At 66.8% G+C, this 18122-nt stretch carries 12 protein-coding genes; 4 read left to right on the top strand and 8 right to left on the bottom strand.

Going from position 1 to position 18122, the window contains the following annotated elements; all coding sequences use genetic code 11:
- Nucleotides 1-67 precede the first annotated feature (67 nt).
- Nucleotides 68-2437 (bottom strand): phosphoenolpyruvate synthase, encoded by a 2370-nt coding sequence (ppsA, locus tag ACTWJ5_RS11365; RefSeq protein ID WP_249919580.1) that lies wholly within the window; start codon nt 2435-2437, stop codon nt 68-70.
- A gap of 165 nt (nt 2438-2602) precedes the next feature.
- Here ppsA and ppsR point away from each other — a divergent pair, with 165 nt between their 5' ends.
- The 4 genes from ppsR to ACTWJ5_RS11345 all read left to right on the top strand — a co-directional run bounded on the left by ppsR (nt 2603) and on the right by ACTWJ5_RS11345 (nt 6685).
- Entirely contained in the window at nt 2603-3421 is an 819-nt protein-coding gene (gene ppsR, locus ACTWJ5_RS11360) for a posphoenolpyruvate synthetase regulatory kinase/phosphorylase PpsR (RefSeq protein WP_009618715.1), read from the top strand.
- Between the two features lie 202 nt (nt 3422-3623).
- Nucleotides 3624-4163 carry a retropepsin-like aspartic peptidase RloA gene (gene rloA / locus ACTWJ5_RS11355; protein ID WP_043272133.1) on the top strand — a complete coding sequence of 180 codons (540 nt, stop codon included), beginning with the start codon at nt 3624-3626 and terminating at the stop codon, nt 4161-4163.
- A 5-nt stretch (nt 4164-4168) separates the two neighbouring features.
- Nucleotides 4169-5695: an osmotic stress tolerance membrane protein RloB gene (rloB, locus tag ACTWJ5_RS11350; protein ID WP_058070251.1), complete on the top strand. Its 1527-nt coding sequence runs from the start codon at nt 4169-4171 to the stop codon at nt 5693-5695.
- A 3-nt stretch (nt 5696-5698) separates the two neighbouring features.
- Complete coding sequence (locus ACTWJ5_RS11345) at nt 5699-6685, top strand: alpha-L-glutamate ligase-like protein (RefSeq protein WP_009618710.1); 987 nt, start codon at nt 5699-5701, stop codon at nt 6683-6685.
- Between the two features lie 727 nt (nt 6686-7412).
- Here the strand turns inward: ACTWJ5_RS11345 and ACTWJ5_RS11340 are convergent.
- The 7 genes from ACTWJ5_RS11340 to ACTWJ5_RS11310 all read right to left on the bottom strand — a co-directional run bounded on the left by ACTWJ5_RS11340 (nt 7413) and on the right by ACTWJ5_RS11310 (nt 18046).
- On the bottom strand, nt 7413-8582 hold the full coding sequence (locus tag ACTWJ5_RS11340) for a MalM family protein (RefSeq protein WP_444438557.1): 1170 nt from the start codon (nt 8580-8582) through the stop codon (nt 7413-7415).
- 11 nt (nt 8583-8593) lie between these two features.
- Nucleotides 8594-10192: an outer membrane protein transport protein gene (locus ACTWJ5_RS11335; RefSeq protein ID WP_009618708.1), complete on the bottom strand. Its 1599-nt coding sequence runs from the start codon at nt 10190-10192 to the stop codon at nt 8594-8596.
- Nucleotides 10193-10210: 18 nt separating this feature from the next.
- Nucleotides 10211-11215, bottom strand: a complete 1005-nt coding sequence (locus tag ACTWJ5_RS11330) for a transporter (RefSeq protein ID WP_069864194.1) — start codon at nt 11213-11215, stop codon at nt 10211-10213.
- Nucleotides 11216-11260: 45 nt separating this feature from the next.
- The gene (locus tag ACTWJ5_RS11325; RefSeq protein ID WP_116424068.1) at nt 11261-12022 is read right to left on the bottom strand and encodes a C39 family peptidase; all 762 of its coding nucleotides are present in this window, start codon (nt 12020-12022) and stop codon (nt 11261-11263) included.
- A 74-nt stretch (nt 12023-12096) separates the two neighbouring features.
- On the bottom strand, nt 12097-12561 hold the full coding sequence (locus ACTWJ5_RS11320; RefSeq protein ID WP_009618705.1) for a DUF6160 family protein: 465 nt from the start codon (nt 12559-12561) through the stop codon (nt 12097-12099).
- A gap of 231 nt (nt 12562-12792) precedes the next feature.
- Complete coding sequence (locus tag ACTWJ5_RS11315) at nt 12793-15513, bottom strand: helix-turn-helix transcriptional regulator (protein WP_074986047.1); 2721 nt, start codon at nt 15511-15513, stop codon at nt 12793-12795.
- A 1-nt stretch (nt 15514) separates the two neighbouring features.
- Nucleotides 15515-18046, bottom strand: a complete 2532-nt coding sequence (locus ACTWJ5_RS11310; protein WP_444439575.1) for a LuxR C-terminal-related transcriptional regulator — start codon at nt 18044-18046, stop codon at nt 15515-15517.
- Nucleotides 18047-18122 lie beyond the last annotated feature (76 nt).

Here is an 18122-nt window from a genome sequence, read left to right as displayed (position 1 = left end):
TGGGTTGGCACGAAAAAAGGGCGGGTGCAAGCACCCGCCCTTCCTGAACCCGCAGGTTCGGTTGGCGTCAGGCCTGGCCTTCGGCCAGGAAGAACCAGGTGTCGAGCACCGAGTCGGGGTTCAGCGAGACGCTTTCGATGCCCTGCTCCATCAGCCACTTGGCCAGGTCCGGGTGGTCCGAGGGGCCCTGGCCGCAGATGCCGATGTACTTGCCGGCCTTGTTGCACGCCTGGATAGCGTTGGCCAGCAGCTTCTTGACCGCCGGGTTACGCTCGTCGAACAGGTGCGCGACGATGCCCGAGTCGCGGTCCAGGCCGAGGGTCAGCTGGGTCAGGTCGTTGGAGCCGATGGAGAAGCCGTCGAAGAACTCCAGGAACTCCTCGGCCAGCAGGGCGTTGGACGGCAGTTCGCACATCATGATGACCTTCAGGCCGTTCTCGCCGCGCTTCAGGCCGTTGGTGGCCAGCAGTTCGACCACCTGGGAAGCCTCGCCGAGGGTGCGCACGAAGGGCACCATCAGCTCGACGTTGGTCAGGCCCATCTCGTTGCGGACCTTCTTCATCGCCCGGCATTCCAGCTCGAAGCAATCGCGGAAGGATTCGCTGATGTAGCGCGAGGCGCCGCGGAAGCCGAGCATCGGGTTCTCTTCTTCCGGCTCGTAGAGCTTGCCGCCGATCAGGTTGGCGTATTCGTTGGACTTGAAGTCCGACAGGCGCACGATGACCTTCTTCGGCCAGAAGGCCGCGGCCAGGGTGCTGACGCCCTCGACCAGCTTCTCGACGTAGAAGCCCACCGGATCGTCGTAGCCGGCGATGCGCTTCTCGACGCTTTCCTTGATGTCGGCCGGCAGGCTGGCGAAGTTCAGCAGCGCCTTGGGGTGCACGCCGATCATGCGGTTGATGATGAATTCCAGGCGGGCCAGGCCCACGCCCTCGTTGGGCAGCTGGGCGAAGTCGAAGGCGCGGTCCGGGTTGCCGACGTTCATCATGATCTTGAACGGCAGGTCGGGCATGGCGTCGACCGAGTTCTGGCGCACGTCGAAGCCCAGCTGGCCTTCGTAGATCAGGCCGGTGTCGCCTTCGGCGCAGGATACGGTGACCTGCTGGCCGTCCTTCAGCACGGCGGTGGCGTTGCCGCAGCCGACCACCGCCGGGATACCCAGCTCACGGGCGATGATCGCCGCGTGGCAGGTACGCCCGCCGCGGTTGGTGACGATGGCGCTGGCGCGCTTCATCACCGGCTCCCAGTCCGGGTCGGTCATGTCGGAGACCAGCACGTCGCCGGGCTGCACCTTGTCCATCTCGGAGACGTCGTGGATGACCTTCACCGGGCCTGCGCCGATGCGCTGGCCGATGGCGCGGCCTTCCACCAGGACCTTGCCCTTCTCCTTGAGCAGGTAGCGCTCCATCACGGTGGCGCTGGAACGGCTCTTCACGGTTTCCGGGCGGGCCTGGACGATGTACAGCTTGCCGTCGTCGCCATCCTTCGCCCATTCGATGTCCATCGGCCGCTGGTAGTGCTTCTCGATGATCAGCGCCTGCTTGGCCAGCTCGGTGACCTCGGCGTCGGACAGGGCGAAGCGCGCGCGGTCGGCCTTCTCCACGTCGACCACCTTGACCGACTTGCCGGCCTTGGCTTCGTCGCCGTAGATCATCTTGATCGCCTTGCTGCCCAGGTTGCGGCGCAGGATCGCCGGGCGGCCGGCTTCCAGGGTGGGCTTGTGCACGTAGAACTCGTCGGGGTTCACCGCGCCCTGCACCACGGTCTCGCCGAGGCCGTAGGCGCCGGTGATGAACACCACGTCACGGAAGCCGGACTCGGTGTCCAGGGTGAACATCACCCCGGCGGTGCCGGTTTCCGAGCGGACCATGCGCTGCACGCCGGCGGACAGGGCGACCAGCTTGTGGTCGAAGCCCTGGTGCACGCGGTAGGCGATGGCACGGTCGTTGAACAGGGAGGCGAAGACTTCCTTGGCCGCGCGGATCACGTTGTCCACGCCGCGGATGTTCAGGAAGGTCTCCTGCTGGCCGGCGAAGGAGGCGTCCGGCAGGTCTTCGGCGGTGGCCGAGGAACGCACGGCCACGGCCATGTTGTCGTTGCCGCCGGCCATCTCGGCGAAGGCCTTGCGGATGTCGGCGTCCAGCTGGGCGGGGAACTCGGCGTCCATCACCCACTGGCGGATCTGCGCGCCGGTCTTGGCCAGGGCGTTGACGTCGTCGACATCGAGGGCGTCCAGGGCGGCGTGAATGCGATCGTTCAGGCCACTCTGCTCGAGGAAGTCACGGTAGGCCTGGGCGGTGGTGGCGAAACCACCGGGAACCGAAACCCCAGCACCGGCGAGGTTGCTGATCATTTCGCCCAGGGATGCGTTCTTGCCCCCCACACGTTCGACATCATGGACGCCGAGCTTATCGAGGGAAACTACGTACTCTACCAAGGTGATCTCTCCACTGAATGTTGGAAAAGCTCAAACGGGCCACCGCGACGCTGTCCCTTTCTGGCCGCGGCCAGAAAAATAAGTGACAATGCCCCGGCAGGAGGCCTTGCAAAAGCGCGGCCTATCATACTCAGGATTCTTTCCTACATTAAGGCCCGCAGCGCAATGAAACGTACGGCTTTCTTCATTTCCGACGGAACCGGCATCACCGCCGAAACCCTCGGCCAGAGTCTTCTTGCGCAGTTCGAGAACATCCATTTCCACAAACTGACGCGACCGTACATCGACACCGAAGAAAAAGCGCGCGTCATGGTACAGCAAATCAACGCGGCTGCGCAGGCGGACGGCGCCCGCCCGATCATCTTCGACACCATCGTCAACCGTGAGATCCGGGCGGTCCTGGCCCAGTCGAACGGCTTCATGATCGACATCTTCTCGACCTTTTTGTCCCCTCTGGAGCAGGAATTATCCGCGGACTCGTCGTATTCCGTCGGAAAATCCCACAGCATCGGCCACAATCCGCACTACATGGAGCGGATCGACGCGGTCAACTTCGCCCTCGACAACGACGACGGCGCCCGCACCCACTACTACGACAAGGCCGACCTGATCCTGGTCGGCGTGTCGCGCTGCGGCAAGACGCCCACCTGCCTCTATATGGCAATGCAATATGGCATTCGTGCGGCGAACTATCCGCTGACCGAGGAGGACATGGAGCGCCTGCAGCTGCCCAACGCCCTCAAGCCCTACAAGGGCAAGCTGTTCGGCCTGACCATCGACCCCGACCGGCTCACCGCCATCCGCAACGAGCGCAAGCCCAACAGCCGCTACGCCAGCTTCGCCCAGTGCGAGTTCGAGGTGCGCGAGGTGGAGAACCTGTTCCGCCGCGAGAACATCGCCTACATCAACTCCACCCATTTCTCGGTGGAGGAGATCGCCGCCAAGATCATGGTGGAGAAAGGCGTCGAGCGCCGCCTGAAGTAGCCCCGCACGGCCCTGTGAACCGGCTCACGCTGCCGCCCGCCGGGGCCTGGCGGGTGTCGTCACACGGGACCTGCGTGCTAGAATCGCGCCCCGCATCCCTCCTGGGGGGCCCAGGCCCCGGCCAAGGATGACTCGCCCGCAGGCCGTGGCGTTTGCCGGATGTACCCGTTCACTGGCCTACGGCCCCCAGCGCTCAGGACTTATGAGACTCAAGCCCACAGCCCTGCTGCTCCTGATTTTCCTGGCGGCCTTCGGCGGCCCCGCCGGCGCGGCCGGCAAGACCGTCTACGGGCTCATCGAATACGCCCACATCGGCCAGCTCGACCAGGTGCTGGCGGCCAAGCTCGACACCGGCGCCAAGACCGCCTCCCTGAGCGCCCGCGACATCAAGCGCTTCAAGCGCGACGGCGAAACCTGGGTGCGCTTCTACCTGGCCACCGACACCGCCGACAGCCAGCCGCTGGAGCGGCCGCTGGCGCGCATCAGCAAGATCAAGCGGCGCCACGGCGACTTCGACCCCGACGAGGGCAAGGCCTACACCGCGCGTCCGGTCATCGAGCTGGACGTCTGCCTGGGCAGGCTGCGCCGCACCATCGAAGTGAACCTTACCGACCGCAGCGCATTCCAATACCCCCTGCTGATCGGCTCCGACGCGCTCAAGCGCTTCGGCGCCCTGGTCGACCCCAGCCTGAAATACGCCGCCGGCCAGCCCGGTTGCCCCGTTGCGAAACCTGCCGAGTAAAGCCCATGCGCTCCATCAACCTGCACCTGAAGATCCTGATCGCCATCCTGGTGGTCCTGGGCGTTTCCATCACCGCCTACCAGATCTTCATCCTCGGCATCCCCATGACCGAGGCGGAAACCGACGACCTGTGGAACATCGACGCCAAGGTCGAATTCCTCGCCACGCCGAAGACCCCGGTCAAGGTACAGATGTTCGTGCCGCCGCTGACCCAGGGCTACGTCAGCCTCAACGAGAGCTTCGTCTCGAACAACTACGGGGTGAGCATCAACCGCGCCGACGGCAACCGCAAGGTGACCTGGTCCTCGCGCCGCGCCAACGGCAAGCAGACGCTCTACTACCGCCTGGTGCTGACCAAGCGCTTCAGCGGCGAGCAACCCAAGGAAAAAGGCCCGATCTTCCGTGACAGCCCGCCCCTGGAAGGCCCGGAGAAGATCGCCGCCGAAGCGCTGATCGCGCCCATCCGCCAGCACTCGGCGGACATCGAGACCTTCGTCAGCGAAACCATCAAGCGCGCCAACAACCTGGCCGACGACAACGTCAAGCTGCTGCTGGCCGGCGACACCAGCCTGGAGAAGCGCTCGTACATCGTCGAGACCCTGCTGGCCCAGGCCCACGTGCCCATGGAGCGCGTGCACACCCTGCGCCTGCTGGCCAACCAGGCGCAGAGCCCGGAGCTGTGGCTGCGCAGCTACAACGGCAAGGACTGGCTGTACTTCAACCCCGAGACCGGCGAGCGCGGCCTGCCCGCCGACCGCCTGATCTGGTGGCTGGGCGACGAGCCGCTGCTGGCGGTGGAAGGCGGCAAGAAGGCGCTGATCAGCTTCAGCCTGAACAACAGCGAGATGAACGCCATCCGCCTGGCCAAGCTGACCAACGAGAACACCGACGCATCCTTCCTCGACTACTCGCTGTACGGCCTGCCGCTGTCCACCCAGCAGACCTTCCAGATCATGATCATGATCCCCTTCGGCGTGCTGGTGATCCTGGTCCTGCGCAACCTGATCGGCATCCAGACCCTCGGCACCTTCACCCCGGTGCTGATCGCCCTCGCCTTCCGCGAGACCGGCCTGCAGTGGGGCATCGGCCTGTTCACCGTGATCACCGCCCTGGGCCTGTCGCTGCGCTCGTACCTTGAGCACCTGAAGCTGCAGATGCTGCCACGCCTGTCGGTGGTGCTGACCTTCGTGGTGGTGATGATCGCCGCCATCAGCCTGCTCAGCCACCGCCTGGGCTTCGAGAGCGGCCTTTCGGTGGCGCTGTTCCCCATGGTGATCCTGACCATGAGCATCGAGCGCCTGTCGATCACCTGGGAAGAGCGCGGCGCCGCGCACGCCATGAAGGCGGCGGTGGGCACCCTGTTCGCCGCGGCCCTGGCGCACATCCTGATGCGCGTGCCGGAGCTGGTGTACTTCGTGTTCACCTTCCCGGCGGTGCTGCTGCTCCTGGTGGCCTTCATGCTGGCGATGGGTCGCTACCGCGGCTACCGCCTGACCGAGCTGTTCCGCTTCAAAGCCTTCCTGAAGGACTGAGCCATGTTCGGCCTGATCAAGCGGTGGAAAGCCCTGGAAGCCAAGGGCATCATGGGCATCAACCGGCGCAACGCGGACTTCGTGCTGAAGTACAACAAGCGCCACCTGTACCCGATCGTCGACGACAAGATCATCACCAAGGAACGCGCCATCGCCGCCGGCATCCACGTGCCGGAGATGTACGGGATCATCTCCACCGAGAAGGAGATCGAGAAGCTCGATTCCATCATCGGCGAGCGCAACGACTTCGTCATCAAGCCGGCGCAGGGCGCCGGCGGCGACGGCATCCTGGTGATCGCCGACCGCTTCGAGGGCAACTTCAAGACCGTCTCCGGGCGCATCATCAGCCGCGAGGAGATCGAGTACCAGCTCTCCAGCATCCTCACCGGCCTGTACTCCCTGGGCGGGCACCGCGACCGCGCGCTGATCGAGTACCGCGTCACCCCCGACCAGATCTTCCGCAGCATCAGCTACGAGGGCGTGCCGGACATCCGCATCATCGTCCTCATGGGCTACCCGGTGATGGCCATGCTGCGCCTGCCGACGCGCCAGTCCAACGGCAAGGCCAACCTGCACCAGGGCGCCATCGGCGTGGGCGTGGACCTGGCCACCGGCATCACCCTGCAGGGCACCTGGCTGAACCGCAAGATCGCCAAGCACCCGGACACCACCAACGCGGTGGACGGCGTGCAGCTGCCGCACTGGGACGGTTTCATGAAGCTGGCCGCCGGCTGCTACGAGCTGTGCGGCCTGGGCTACATCGGCGTGGACATGGTGCTGGACCAGGACAAGGGCCCGCTGATCCTCGAACTCAACGCCCGTCCCGGCCTGAACATCCAGATCGCCAACGACTGCGGCCTGACCGGCCGCGCCCAGGCGGTGGAGGCCCACCTGGTGGAGCTGCAGGCCAAGGGCGTGCAGGAGACTCCGGAGGAGCGGGTGCGTTTCTCGCAGAAGCTGTTCGGGCATGTGCCGACGCGGGAGATCTGAGGCGGAGTCGGGGGCTTTTCGTAGGAGCGAGCTTGCTCGCGAACGGTGTTTCCCGGGGGCTTTCGGTGCTGGGTTCGAGAGCGCCCTCTCCCCAACCCTCTCCCTGAAGGGAGAGGGGGCTGTCCTGAGCGACGCGTCGGTCAGGCGCCATCCTTCAACCCCGTCATTCCCGCGAACGCGGGAACCCAGAGACTTTTGGGGTTGGGCTCGGTGTAGCGCGCCGCTCCGAGTCTGCGGAGATTTTTTGTTTCGCCCCCTCGGGCGAGTCCCTTTTGTCAAACGGTGGAAGGCCACCCCCGCAAAAAGGAACCAAAAAGGCTTGCCCCAACATACGGGCCCGATGAAGCCGGGCTACCCTCGCGAATTCCCCCGCCACGGAGGCCCGAACTAGGCGTCCCCCCCCGAGGGTACGTCCCTGTAGCCCATCGGGGCTCTCGCGACATCCATGTCGCATGACCTCCTGAGCGCCGGTTTCGCTCGGCCTGCTGAAGGGGCGTTCGGAGTGCGCGGATATTTCTCTGGAAGTCCGAATCGCGGACGGAGTCCGCTCCTACGGTTCCAGGAAGCTCGGCTTTTCGTAGGATGGTGTTGAGCGAAGCGATACCCATCACCACGGCAGCATGGGTATCGCAAGCTCAACCCATCCTACGGTTCAGGGAAGCACGGGCGTAGGAGCGGACTCCGTCCGCGATCGACCAACCGCCCGCAGCGGGCTATCCGGTGACGCTCAGCGCACCACCGCCAGCTCGAACCCGCCCTGGTCGGCATGCTGGCGCACCTTCATGCCCTCCTCGTTCACCGCCAGGTTTTCCAGCGGGCGCTTGTAGGGTTTGTTGTCCAGCGTCTGCAGGGCGCGGTCCTCGTCGGTGGTCAGCAGCAGCACGTAGCGTTCGCCCTGGTTGGCGCGCACCGGTACCGTGCCTTCGATGAAGGCGTAGCGGTACCAGGTTTCCGGGTTGAGCTTGTAGACCGCGTCGCTGACCAGGCGCGTCGGGCGCTTGCGTTCGTCTAGGAACAGCAGCGACGGGTACACCACCTGGTGGTTGGAGAAGCTGCGCACGCGCAGGCCGTAGACCTGCTGCGAGGCCGGCAGCTTCATGGCCACGTAGTAGCTCTTGCCCATGGGGAAGTCGAAGCTCGGCGAGAACTTGTTGAGCTCCTCGTAGCGCGGCTCGTCGGCGTTCAGCTCGGTGAACTCGCCGTCGGCGATCTGTTCGCAGCAGCGCCTTTGCAGGTCCTGGTAGAGGTCATTGAGGGTCTTGCCGCTGCCCTTGAGCAGGGCCTTCATGGCGTCGCTCTGCTCGCCGCTGCCGTCCAGCCCCGGCAGGGCCTGCGGGCGCTGCTTGAATTGCACCTCGCGGCCCTCGGTGAAGGCGATCTGGTTGCGGCGGATGCCGTCGGCGCGGTCCTGGGCGGTGATCGGCGAGTTGTGCATGCGGCCCTGCTCGTCGACCCAGGTGTAGTACGGGTTGCCGTTCTCGCTGCGGACGAAGCCCTTGTCCTCGTAGGCCTCGGCGTCGATGTACTCGGAGGAGTGGTCGCCGTTGGGCAGCACGTAGTCGCCACGCCCGGCGGGCACCTGGTTGCCGGCGTAGAAACTGTTCTGCAGGTTGCCCTGGCCGTCCACCCAGGTGAAGTAGCGGCGCTTGCTCTCCCCCGCCGGCGCGCTGCCGGGCCAGAGGGTGCCGCCGTCGTCGCGCAGGCGCGCGCGGTCGCTCTGGTCGATGCGCTTGGCCGCCTGGCGCTGCTGCTGGCCGTAGCCGGCGTCGACGAAGGTGTTGTGCACCTGGCCGCTGTCGTCGATCCACGACAGGTAGCGCCCGGCGTCGGCCAGCGCCGGCAGCGGCGCGGCCGCCGTGGCCAGCAGGCAGAGGAACAGGTGGCGGGAACGCTGCATCGGGCCGCTCCTCAGAAGGTGGTGTTGTAGGTCAGGGCGAAGATATAGGCCTTCACCGTGGTATGTACATCCATGCCGGCATAGGGGTTGTAGACTAGGTTGTCGATGCCGGTGCAGGTCAGGTTGCAGCTCTGCCCGGCCTTGATGCTCTGCTTGGAGACGAAGTAGTTGAAGCCCAGGTCGATGTTGGTGTCCTTGTCCCAGCGGTAGCCCAGGCCCAGGCCGTAGAGGTCGGCGTCGCCGATGGGCACCAGGGCGTCGGCCTTGCTCTTGGGAATCGCCGAGGGCCGGTACTCGTAGCCGGCGCGCAGTTGCAGGCGGTCGTTGACGTCGTACTGCACACCCATGGCGTAGCTCCAGGTGTCGCGGTAGCCACGGTCGAGAATGATGCTGTGGTCGGTGGCGCCGTTGGGGGCGAAGTTCTTGGCGATGCGCAGCAAGTCCAGTTCCCTGTCGAACTCGATCTCCAGGTTGTTCCAGTCGCTGTAGCCGCTCCACTTCAGGTCGAAGTTGAACTGCCAGTCATCGAACGGGCGCAGCTTGATGCCGGTGGAAAAGTTGTCCGGGTTGGTCATCTTCAGCGTCGCCACGCCGTGCTCCTCCTCGGCGTTGCCGTAGGGGAACAGCGGGCTGAGGAAGGCGCCGAACACCGAGTTCTGCAGGCCGGACCAGAAGCCCTGCCAGTCCTTGGTGTAGTCCACCCGGTACTTGCCCTTGAGCTTCATGCGCGACTCGCTCTGGTACACCGCGCCCCAGGCGAACCAGTCGGTGGGCTCCCAGAGCACGCCCAGGTTGTAGCTGGGCGAGAGGGTCTGCTGCATGTCCAGCTTGAGGTTGGCCAGGGTGTCGTAGGGGCCGATGCGCCCGCCGCAGACGTTGAACACCAGCTCGACGATCTCCTGCGCGCCGGGCACGCAGGTGGTGTCGTGGAGGGTCTGCAGCAGGCCGGTGAGCAGGCCGGGGTTGCGGAAGTCGGTGTCCAGGGCCATGGCCTGGTGCGAGAAGCCGATGGACAGGCCGAACGACAGCGTGTCGTTCATCTGGTAGCCCACCGAGGGCGAGAAGTAGGTCAGCCGCTGCAGCGACACGCGACGGCCGTCGTAGCGCCCCGGGTCGCCGTCCGAGTCCCGCGAGTAGCCCAGCGCCTGGGGCGTGTAGACATTGGTGGCGAAGGTGAACTTGGAGCCCGGCGGGTTGATCGACAGGCCGGCCAGGGGCGCCACCAGCATGGGCACGTCGGTCATGCCGCCCAGGCCCGGCAGGTACATGGTCGGCGTCATGGTGCGGCTGTGGGAGTTGGCCACCGGGTCGTCGGACACGCCGAAGGTGCTCTCGCCGTAGTTCGGCGGCGCGTGGAAGCCGGCGCGGATGTCCATCACCCCGCTGACCAGCTTCACCGTGGTCTGCCGGCCCTTGAGCTTGGTCAGCGCCGCGGGGTTGTAGTGCACGGCGTCGATGCCGGTGGAATCGGCGGTGACCGCGTTGCCCAGGGCCATCGCCTTGGGGTTGCCGATGGTGATGTCGTTGGCCAGTTGGGCCTGGGCCGGCAGAATCCAGCCAAGCCCCGCCCCTGCCATCGCCAGCAGAAGTGGCGAAATGCGCTTCGTCATGGGAACTCCGCTCGCCGTTTAGTCGGGCTTAAGGCCCTTGATATCCAGGGGCAGGGAAACCCCCAGCAAGATATCCGGTGAGTCTTCGGTCAGGCCGAAGCCGGCGTTCACGTTGACGATGTAGTCAGGCGAGGTGCGCAGGCCGAGCGAGAAGTTCATGACCGCGCTGGTCTGCTCGGGAGCCTCCACCGTGCGGGTGTCGAAGTGGTAGCGGCTCTTCATCTGGTAGGCCATCTGGTAGGAGGTGGCCAGGGATACGTCGTAGGACAGCGCGTAGGCCATGCCCATGGCGAAGTTCAGGGTGTCGCCCGGGGTGACCTTGTTCAGCTCCTCGCCGTACTGGTTCTGGTGGATGTTGTCGACCTTGAGGTTGTAGGTGTAGCCGAGCGAGCCATAGAGCACGACCGGGTCGATCACGTAGGACATGTTCGCGCCCACGCCGAGGCTGTAGTAGCCATTGCCGGTGGACACGTCCTTGTCCGGGTTCATGTCGAACGGGCTGTCGCCGGTGGGCAGGCCGAGGGTGGCGTAGAAGGTGGTGACCGGGCGGCCGCGCATCGCCGCCCAGGGCTGCCAGCGCAGGGTCGCGGAAATGTCGCCGAGGCTGTAGGCGTGGACGTCGCTCTCGGTGTCGTACTTGGCCACGAAGGGCAGGCGCAGGCTGAAGGTCAGGTTGTCCCAGACGCCGTAGTCGAAGGTGAAGGAGTTGGTGAAGGTGTGCTGCGCCTCGCTGGTCGCCAGCACGCTGTAGACGCTGTCGCCGGTGCGCACCTGCTGGATGCGGGTGTCGCGCATCATCGAGTAGTCCAGGCCGTAGGTGAGGGTCCGCTCGCCCTTCTTCAGCAGGGTGTAGCTCTTCTCCGCCGCCTGGAACACCTCTTCCAGGGCCTTGGCGCTGTCGGCGTCGTCGGCCTTCTTGGCCAGCGCGTCACGCGCCTGGTCGACCGAGCCTTCCTCGGCCGGCGCCGGGCCCGACGCAAGCAAGGCCAGTATGGCGGCGCACGCATACCCCCTGAATCTCATGATGCAATCCCCTGGTCTTGTTCTTATGGAAGGATGAAACGTCGATCACTTGCTGCGTATGAACTGCACGTCGCCTTTGGATGCGGCCTCGATCATCTGGTTGCTGGTGAACTTGCTCATCTCCGGGAACTCGCGGAAGGCCAGCAGGCTCACGGTGCGGTCGTCCACCAGGCGCAGGTCCTGTTCCTTCAGGGCCAGGGCGTTCTTCGGCTCCTGGCCGCTTGGGTAGATGACGAAGAGGACGTTCTGGTCCCAGATCGCCTCGAAGCGGCTGCGGGTGAAACTGATGTTGCCCAGGGCAGGATCGGCAACGAAGACGTGGTCGTTGTAGACGTCGCGCACCACCACGAAATGCTTGAAGCCACCGTAGTGGATGGGTACCAGCGCCGGGTGCTCCAGCGAATCCAGGTCGGAGAATTCGGCACGGAAGCCGCCGCTCCTGTAGCCCAGCGCGGCCGCGTAGCGCTTCATGTCCAGCAGCGAAAAGCCGCGGCGCTGGACGATCTTGTCGGCCTCGCCGTACTTCAGCAGGCCTTCCATCACCTGGCGTTCCTGCAGGTCGCGGCCCAGGTAGTAGTCCAGCAGGGTGGTCAACGCCGCCGAGCCGCAGCTGTAGTCGTAGGCCTGGCGGATGACGTTGCGGAACTGCACCTGGCTCATGGGTTCGAGTTGCACGGCCTCGCGGAAGGGGCCGTTGGGCGTGAGCTGCTGGGTGATGTTCACCGTGCCCCGGGGTTGCGGTTGGGTATCCACCGTCTGGGTGAAACCGAACAGGCCGAGCAGGCTTCCCAGCAGTATCTCGAACATCCCCTCTCCTCTCTCCTGGAAGAACCCTTGCCGGCACGGGCCGGCAAGGGGATACGCGTCACACGACCGATGGATCAGTGGCCCCAGATGCGAACCTGGGAACCGGCCATGTTCAGGTTGGAAACGGTCAGCGAACCGATGCTGGCGGCGCTGGTGTCGCCCACCTTGATGGCGCCCACCGAGACGTCGCCGGTCATGCCCGGCAGGCCCAGGGCCAGCTGCTGGGTGTCGGCGGTGCCGATCTTGGTGGTGACCACGTCGACGGTCAGCGGGTTGGCATCGTCGATCTTCAGGGCGGTGCCGCCCGGGCCGGTCAGGGTGATGTTCTCCAGGCGCAGGGAACCGGACTTGGTGTCGTCGATCTTGTCGGTGTAGACCACCGCCCCGATACTCGCCTTGAAGTCACCGGCGATGCTGATGCCGTCCTGGCCGGTCACGCCGGCGAGCGCGCTGTCGTCCATGGATTTCAGATCGGCATGGGCCAGGAAGGGAGCGGCCAGAACAGCGCTTGCAAGAACCAGTTGTTTGATTTTTTTCATTCTTGTTTCTCTCCAGTGTTCAGGTGGGGTTGCCCCAGGGCACTGCAGGGGGCGTCCTGCCCCGCTGCAGGTTGGCCGGCCAAGCCGACCCTCCAGACCCGCGCCGTCTTCCCTAGGTGCCGCGGGCATGGATTCGTGAAGCACCAGGCTTCGCGTCCTGTTTCCCAAGCTACTGGGCAACCCCCCACCTGCCAGCCCATCCAAGGGATGGAGCCGGAAACGCCGTTCGCCTCAGGCTTCGCTGAGCAACCCCAGGCTCTTGCCCTTGAGTACCGCCTGGGTGCGGCTGCGCACCCCCAGCTTGGCGAACAGGTTGTGCAGGTGCCACTTGATGGTGGCTTCCGACAGATGCACCGCCTGGGCGATGTCGCGGTTCGAAAGCCCGGCCGCCACCAGCCGCAGGATTTCCCGCTCGCGGTGGCTAACATCTTGATTTTCCTCGAAACCCGCCGGGTCGACGGACAGCCTGCGGCACTGTTCGCGGAGCAGTTCCGCCACCCCCTGCCAGGCCGCCGCGCGCTTGGGCTCGGCCTCGCGCCAGGCGTCCCAGAACGGCAGCAGCCAGATGGCGTCGTCCTGGAACAGCCGGCGGTAACCCTGGTTCCAGGCTTCCTCGAGGGTGGGCGCGAACAGGGCGAAGGCCTTTTCGCTGTTACCTTTCTGCCAATACGCCACAGAAAGTAACAAGGCCAGACGCAACCGCCGGTCGCGCAGATAGGGTGAGGCGTTCGCCGCCAACGCCGACTCCAGACGCTGCTGGGCGCGCTCAGCGCGCCGCTCGGACAGCGCCACCCGTGCCTCGGCCAGGGCCAGCGCGGCCTGGGCGTCGGCATAGCGCTCGGCGGAGAGGCCCGACAGGTGCCGGGCCAATTGCAGGCAGACGCGCTCGGCCTCGTTCGGCCGGCGCAGCCACAGCAGCAGCTGCACCTTGCAGCCCATGGCCAGCGCGTAGACACGCTCGTAGCCCGGCGACTGCAGGCCGGCCAGCCATTCGTCGAGCTGGGCCAGGCCCTGTTCGGCCTCGCCGGCGAAGAAGCGCGCCTTGGCCATCACCAGTTGGCCGCGGCTGATCAGCTCCATGGGCGTTGCGACGTCGCGCCAGGTGGTGGCCAGCGGCAGTTCGGCGAGGATGGCCGCATGGCGGTCCTGCTCGTAGAGGATGTCGGCATAGGCCAGGGCCAGCGGCCCGCCCACCCGGCTGCGCCGGCCGAACACGCGCTCGACGCGGCTGCGCGCGCCCTCGGCGATGGTCCGGCCGCGCTCCAGCTCGCCGCTTTCCTTGCAGATCAGCGCCTCGATCATGCTCGCCACCACCTGCAGGTACTCGCTGTCGGCCATGCGCAGGCACTCGCGGGCCACGCCGATGGCGCCGGCGGCCTCGGCGTAGTCGCCCAGCAGCGCATGGGCGGCGGCCAGGATGCAGGCCAGGCTGGCGCGGAACACCGGCTGGTTGGCCGGCACCAGCGCCAGCCACTGGCGCGACACCTTGAGGCTGGCCTCCAGCTTGTCCTGGTACAGCAGCACCAGGGCCTTGAGCACCTGGGCCACGGCCAGCAGCTCGGCCAGGCCGAAGTTGCGCGCCTTGCCCTGGCCCATCAGCAGGCGGGCGCTGAGTTCCTCGATGAGCGCCTCGGCCTCGGCGAACTTCTGTTCGAAGGCCAGCTGCCAGGCGTAGAAGATCTGGAACACCGGATGCTCGCGGATCACCTCGGCGGGAATGCCGCCGAGCATGCCGAGGATGCTGTACACCCGGTTGCCGGCGATCAGCCGCGCGCCCTGGCGCTCCAGCAGGTCGGCGGCGAAGGCGTAGTCGCGGGCGCGCAGGGCGTAGCGCACGGCGCGGTCGGCCATGTCGCGGCTTTCGCACCAGCGCGCGGCGGCGTTGAGCAGCGGCGTGGGGTCGGCGCTGCGGGCCAGGCGCCCCTGGAGGAAGTCGGCGAACAGGTGGTGGTAGCGGAACCACTCGCGCGTATCGTCCAGGGGGATGATGAACAGCTGCTCGTTCTGCAGGCGCATGAGCATGTCCAGGCCGTCGCGGCGCCCGGTCAGGGCGTTGCACAGCTCGGCGCAGAACTCGTCGAGCACCGAGGTCTGGTCGAGGAACTGCTGCAGCGCCGGCGGCAGGCTGGCCAGCACGTCCTCGGCGAGGTAGTCGGCGATGTCCCGCTCGGTGCCCGACAGCCCGCGCAGGAAGCCCTCGCGGTCGCTGTGCCGGGCCAGCGCCAGGGCGGCCAGGTGCAGCGCGGTGATCCAGCCCTCCGTGCGCTTGTACAGCAGGCCCAACTCGGCGTCGTCCAGCTGCAGGCCCTTGAGTTCCAGCAGGTAGGTGTCGGCCTCCTCGCGGGTCAGGCGCAGGTCGGCGCCGTTGAGGCAGAAGGCCCAGGGCGCCAGCGCCGGCTCGTCCACCAGGAAGCGCGGGCGGTAGCGGGTGCTGGTGACCAGGCGCACGTTGTCCGGCAGGTGCTCGATGAGGTAGCGCGCCCCTGGCTGCAGGGCCGGGTGGCGGATCTGGTGGAAGTCGTCGAGGAACAGGTAGAGCGCCCCGTCGATGCGCTTGAGGTCGGCGAGGAAGGCATCCAGCAGCCCTTCCAGCGGCAAGGTCATGTCCGACTGCAGCAGGTTCGAGGTGTTGGCGCCGAAGCCGGGGACGACGCTGCGGATGCTCTCCACCAGGTACTGCAGCAGGCGCTGCGGCTCGCTGTCGCCCTCGTCGCAGGACAGCCAGGCCACCAGCGCGCCACTGGCCAGCAGGCGCTCGCGGAACAGGCTGAGCACGGTGCTCTTGCCGAAGCCGGCCGGCGCGCTGAGGATCAGCGCGCGCTGCTGGCGCGCCGCGAACAGGCGGTCGATGAGCGCCCGCCGCGGCAACAGCAGGGCGCCGTCGGTGCGCGGCGGGAACAGCTTGGTGCGCAACAGCGGCAGGGGCGGCTGCTGGGAGTTGAGTGTGGTCATGTCAGAGCAGGCTCAGCTCGCGGGCGCGGCGAATCGCTTGGGTCCGATTGCGCACCTTGAGCTTCTCGTAGATGTTGTGCAGGTGCCATTTGACGGTGCCCAGGGCCAGCGACAGCTGCTGGCCGATCTCCTCGTTGGAGAGCCCCTGGGCCGCCAGGCACACCACTTCCCGCTCGCGGTCGGTCAGCCCTTCCTCGAGCACGTCCTGTGCCTTGCGCGTTTCCTGGCCGGGCCACAGTCCCAGCAGGCTGCGGATGAACACCTGCAGCGCCGGCTGGCGCTCGGTGGCCTCCAGTTGCTGGAGCATCTGACGGATGCCCTCGCCTTCCTCGATGAACAGGCTGCGCACGCCTTCGCGCTCGGCGCCCACCAGGCATTGCCCGAGCAGGCTGTTGGCGCGCTCCTGGTAGCCCAGGCGCTGGTAGCTGAGCGCCGCCAGCAGGTCCAGGCGCAGGCGCTGCAGGCCATGCCAGTTGGCTTGCAGCAGGCCGCGCAGCTGGGTGATTTCGTGCAGCGCCTCGCTGAAATGGCCGCGCGCCTGCAACAGGCGCACGCGGCTCAGGCCGCGCACCCAGAGCACCGGGTTGAACGGGCCCTGGCGGTAGGAAGCGGCGAGCTTCTGCCAGTCGATGCCGTTGAGGCGCTGCTCGGCGCGCTTGCAGCGGTCGGCCGCCGGCTCCTGGAGGATCAGGTTGATCTCCTCGCCCACGGCCATGGCGAAGATGCGCCAGGAATGGTTGCGCGAGGCCAGGCTCTGCATCAGCCCGAGAGTCGCCAGGGCCTCCTTGCCGCGCCCCTGCAGGCGCTGCACCCGCGCCAGGCACTGCATGCCCTGGGCATAGAGGTCGATGGGGTTGATCACGTCGACGCGCCCCAGCGCCCAGCGCAGGCGCTCTTCCAGGCCGTCGACGTCCATGCGGTAGTAGGCGGTCAGACCCTCGGTGATGGCCGGCAGGGCCAGCGCCTGGGAGCGCCGGTCGAACAGCGGCACGGCCTGCTGCTTGACGCGCTCCACCAGCAGTTGCGCCTGCTTCACCTGGCCCTGCTCCAGGGCCAGCATCACCTCGATGGTGGACAGCTGCATGTGCAGGTAGCGGCCGTCGAGGAAATGGTTGCGCTGCTGCGCCAGGCCCATCAGGCGGCGCGCCTGCTCGGGCTGGCCGTGCATCACCTGGGCGAAGGCGGCGACCAGCAGGATGGCGCATTCGAGGAAGGCCGAGTTCTGTCCCAGTTGGCTCTCCACCCGGCGGGCCAAGGCGATGCACTGTTCGAGGTCGTCCTTCTGCAGCGCCAGCACGGCCTTGACCGCCAACGCCGAGAGGTACTGGTCGCCCATCGGCGTCTGCGGCTTGCCGTCGCTCCAGCGCGCCAGCAGCTCGTCGAGCATGCGGTTGGCCTCGGGCAGGCTCAGTTCGCTGGCGCGGGTCCAGACGTCGCTGAGCACCAGGATCGGGTAGCGCGCGGCGATCTCGTCGGGCACCTGCCGGCGCCAGCGCGAGATCAGGTACAGCTGGCCGCGGTTGATCAGCTCCAGGCCGTAGCCGTCGACCAGGGCGGCGAGCATCTCCGGGTCCTCGGCCAGGCAGGCGTGCTCGATGGCCAGGGTCGGCATGTGGTGGTTGGTGAACCACAGGCTGGCGTTGAAGTGCAGTTGCTTGAAGCGCTCCGGCTCGCGTTCGCGCAGGTGCGCGCGGAGGAAGTCGGCGAACAGCTGATGGAAGCGGTACCAGTGGCGCTCGCGGTCCAGCGGCATGAGGAACAGTTGCAGGCTGTCCAGGCGCTCCAGCAGGGCCTGGCCGTCCTGGCGGCCGGTCAGGGCGTTGGCCAGCTCGCCGTTGAAGCGGCTCGCCACGCTGAGCGTCAGCAGGCTGTCGCGGATCTCCCGGGGCAGGCGCTCGAAGACGCTGCGCAGCAGGTAGTCGCCGACCTCGGCGGGGCCGCCGCCCAGTTCGGCCAGGTCGCGCTGGGCGCCGGCGGGCGGCTGGCGCAGCCACAGGCCGAACAGTTGCACGCCCATCACCCAGCCCTCGGTGCGGGCGTACACGGCCTTCAGGCAGGCCTCGTCGAGCGCCACTCCCTCGCCGCTCAGGTATTCGCGGGTCTGCTCCTGGGACAGGCGCAGCTCTTCCACCCCGACTTCCAGCAGCAGGCCCTTGGCCCGCCAGGTGGCCAGGCTCAGCGGCGGCTGCGAGCGGCTGCCGATGGCCAGGGTCAGGCCCGGCGGGGCGTACTGCACCAGGCGGTTGAGGCCGGCGAAGATGTCCGGCTGGGTGATCCGGTCCAGGTCGTCGAGCACCAGCAGCAGCGGCACGTCGACGCGCAACAGGTCGGAAAGCAGGCTCTCCATGACCGCCACGGCCGGCACCCGCAGGGTGTTGTGCAGGTAGGCCGCGGCGTCCCGGCCGACGTCCGGCAGGCTGGCGGCCAGGGCCTCGGTGAGCTTGCCGCAGAAGCGCCCCGGGTCGTCGTCGGAGCCTTCCAGGGAAAGCCACACCACCTTCTGCCCCTGCGCTTCGCGGCGCTCGGCGAGCATGGCCAGCGCGGCGCTCTTGCCGAAGCCGGCGGGGGCGCTGAAGAGCAGGACGCGATGATGGGCGGAACGCTCCAGG

Origin of the sequence: Pseudomonas sp. A6 (genome assembly GCF_052367875.1) — a bacterium.
Classification (GTDB): domain Bacteria; phylum Pseudomonadota; class Gammaproteobacteria; order Pseudomonadales; family Pseudomonadaceae; genus Pseudomonas; species Pseudomonas citronellolis.
This window is presented reverse-complemented; position numbering and strand designations above follow the sequence as displayed.

Coding starts and splice junctions, on each gene's coding strand:
- ACTWJ5_RS11325 (WP_116424068.1), bottom strand. CDS start 12,022: ATGTTCGAGATACTGCTGGGAAGCCTGCTCGGCCTGTTCGGTTTCACC.
- ACTWJ5_RS11320 (WP_009618705.1), bottom strand. CDS start 12,561: ATGAAAAAAATCAAACAACTGGTTCTTGCAAGCGCTGTTCTGGCCGCT.
- rloA (WP_043272133.1), top strand. CDS start 3,624: ATGAGACTCAAGCCCACAGCCCTGCTGCTCCTGATTTTCCTGGCGGCC.
- ACTWJ5_RS11330 (WP_069864194.1), bottom strand. CDS start 11,215: ATGAGATTCAGGGGGTATGCGTGCGCCGCCATACTGGCCTTGCTTGCG.
- ACTWJ5_RS11315 (WP_074986047.1), bottom strand. CDS start 15,513: ATGACCACACTCAACTCCCAGCAGCCGCCCCTGCCGCTGTTGCGCACC.
- ACTWJ5_RS11310 (WP_444439575.1), bottom strand. CDS start 18,046: ATGCTCGCCGAGCGCCGCGAAGCGCAGGGGCAGAAGGTGGTGTGGCTT.
- ACTWJ5_RS11335 (WP_009618708.1), bottom strand. CDS start 10,192: ATGACGAAGCGCATTTCGCCACTTCTGCTGGCGATGGCAGGGGCGGGG.
- rloB (WP_058070251.1), top strand. CDS start 4,169: ATGCGCTCCATCAACCTGCACCTGAAGATCCTGATCGCCATCCTGGTG.
- ACTWJ5_RS11345 (WP_009618710.1), top strand. CDS start 5,699: ATGTTCGGCCTGATCAAGCGGTGGAAAGCCCTGGAAGCCAAGGGCATC.
- ACTWJ5_RS11340 (WP_444438557.1), bottom strand. CDS start 8,582: ATGCAGCGTTCCCGCCACCTGTTCCTCTGCCTGCTGGCCACGGCGGCC.
- ppsR (WP_009618715.1), top strand. CDS start 2,603: ATGAAACGTACGGCTTTCTTCATTTCCGACGGAACCGGCATCACCGCC.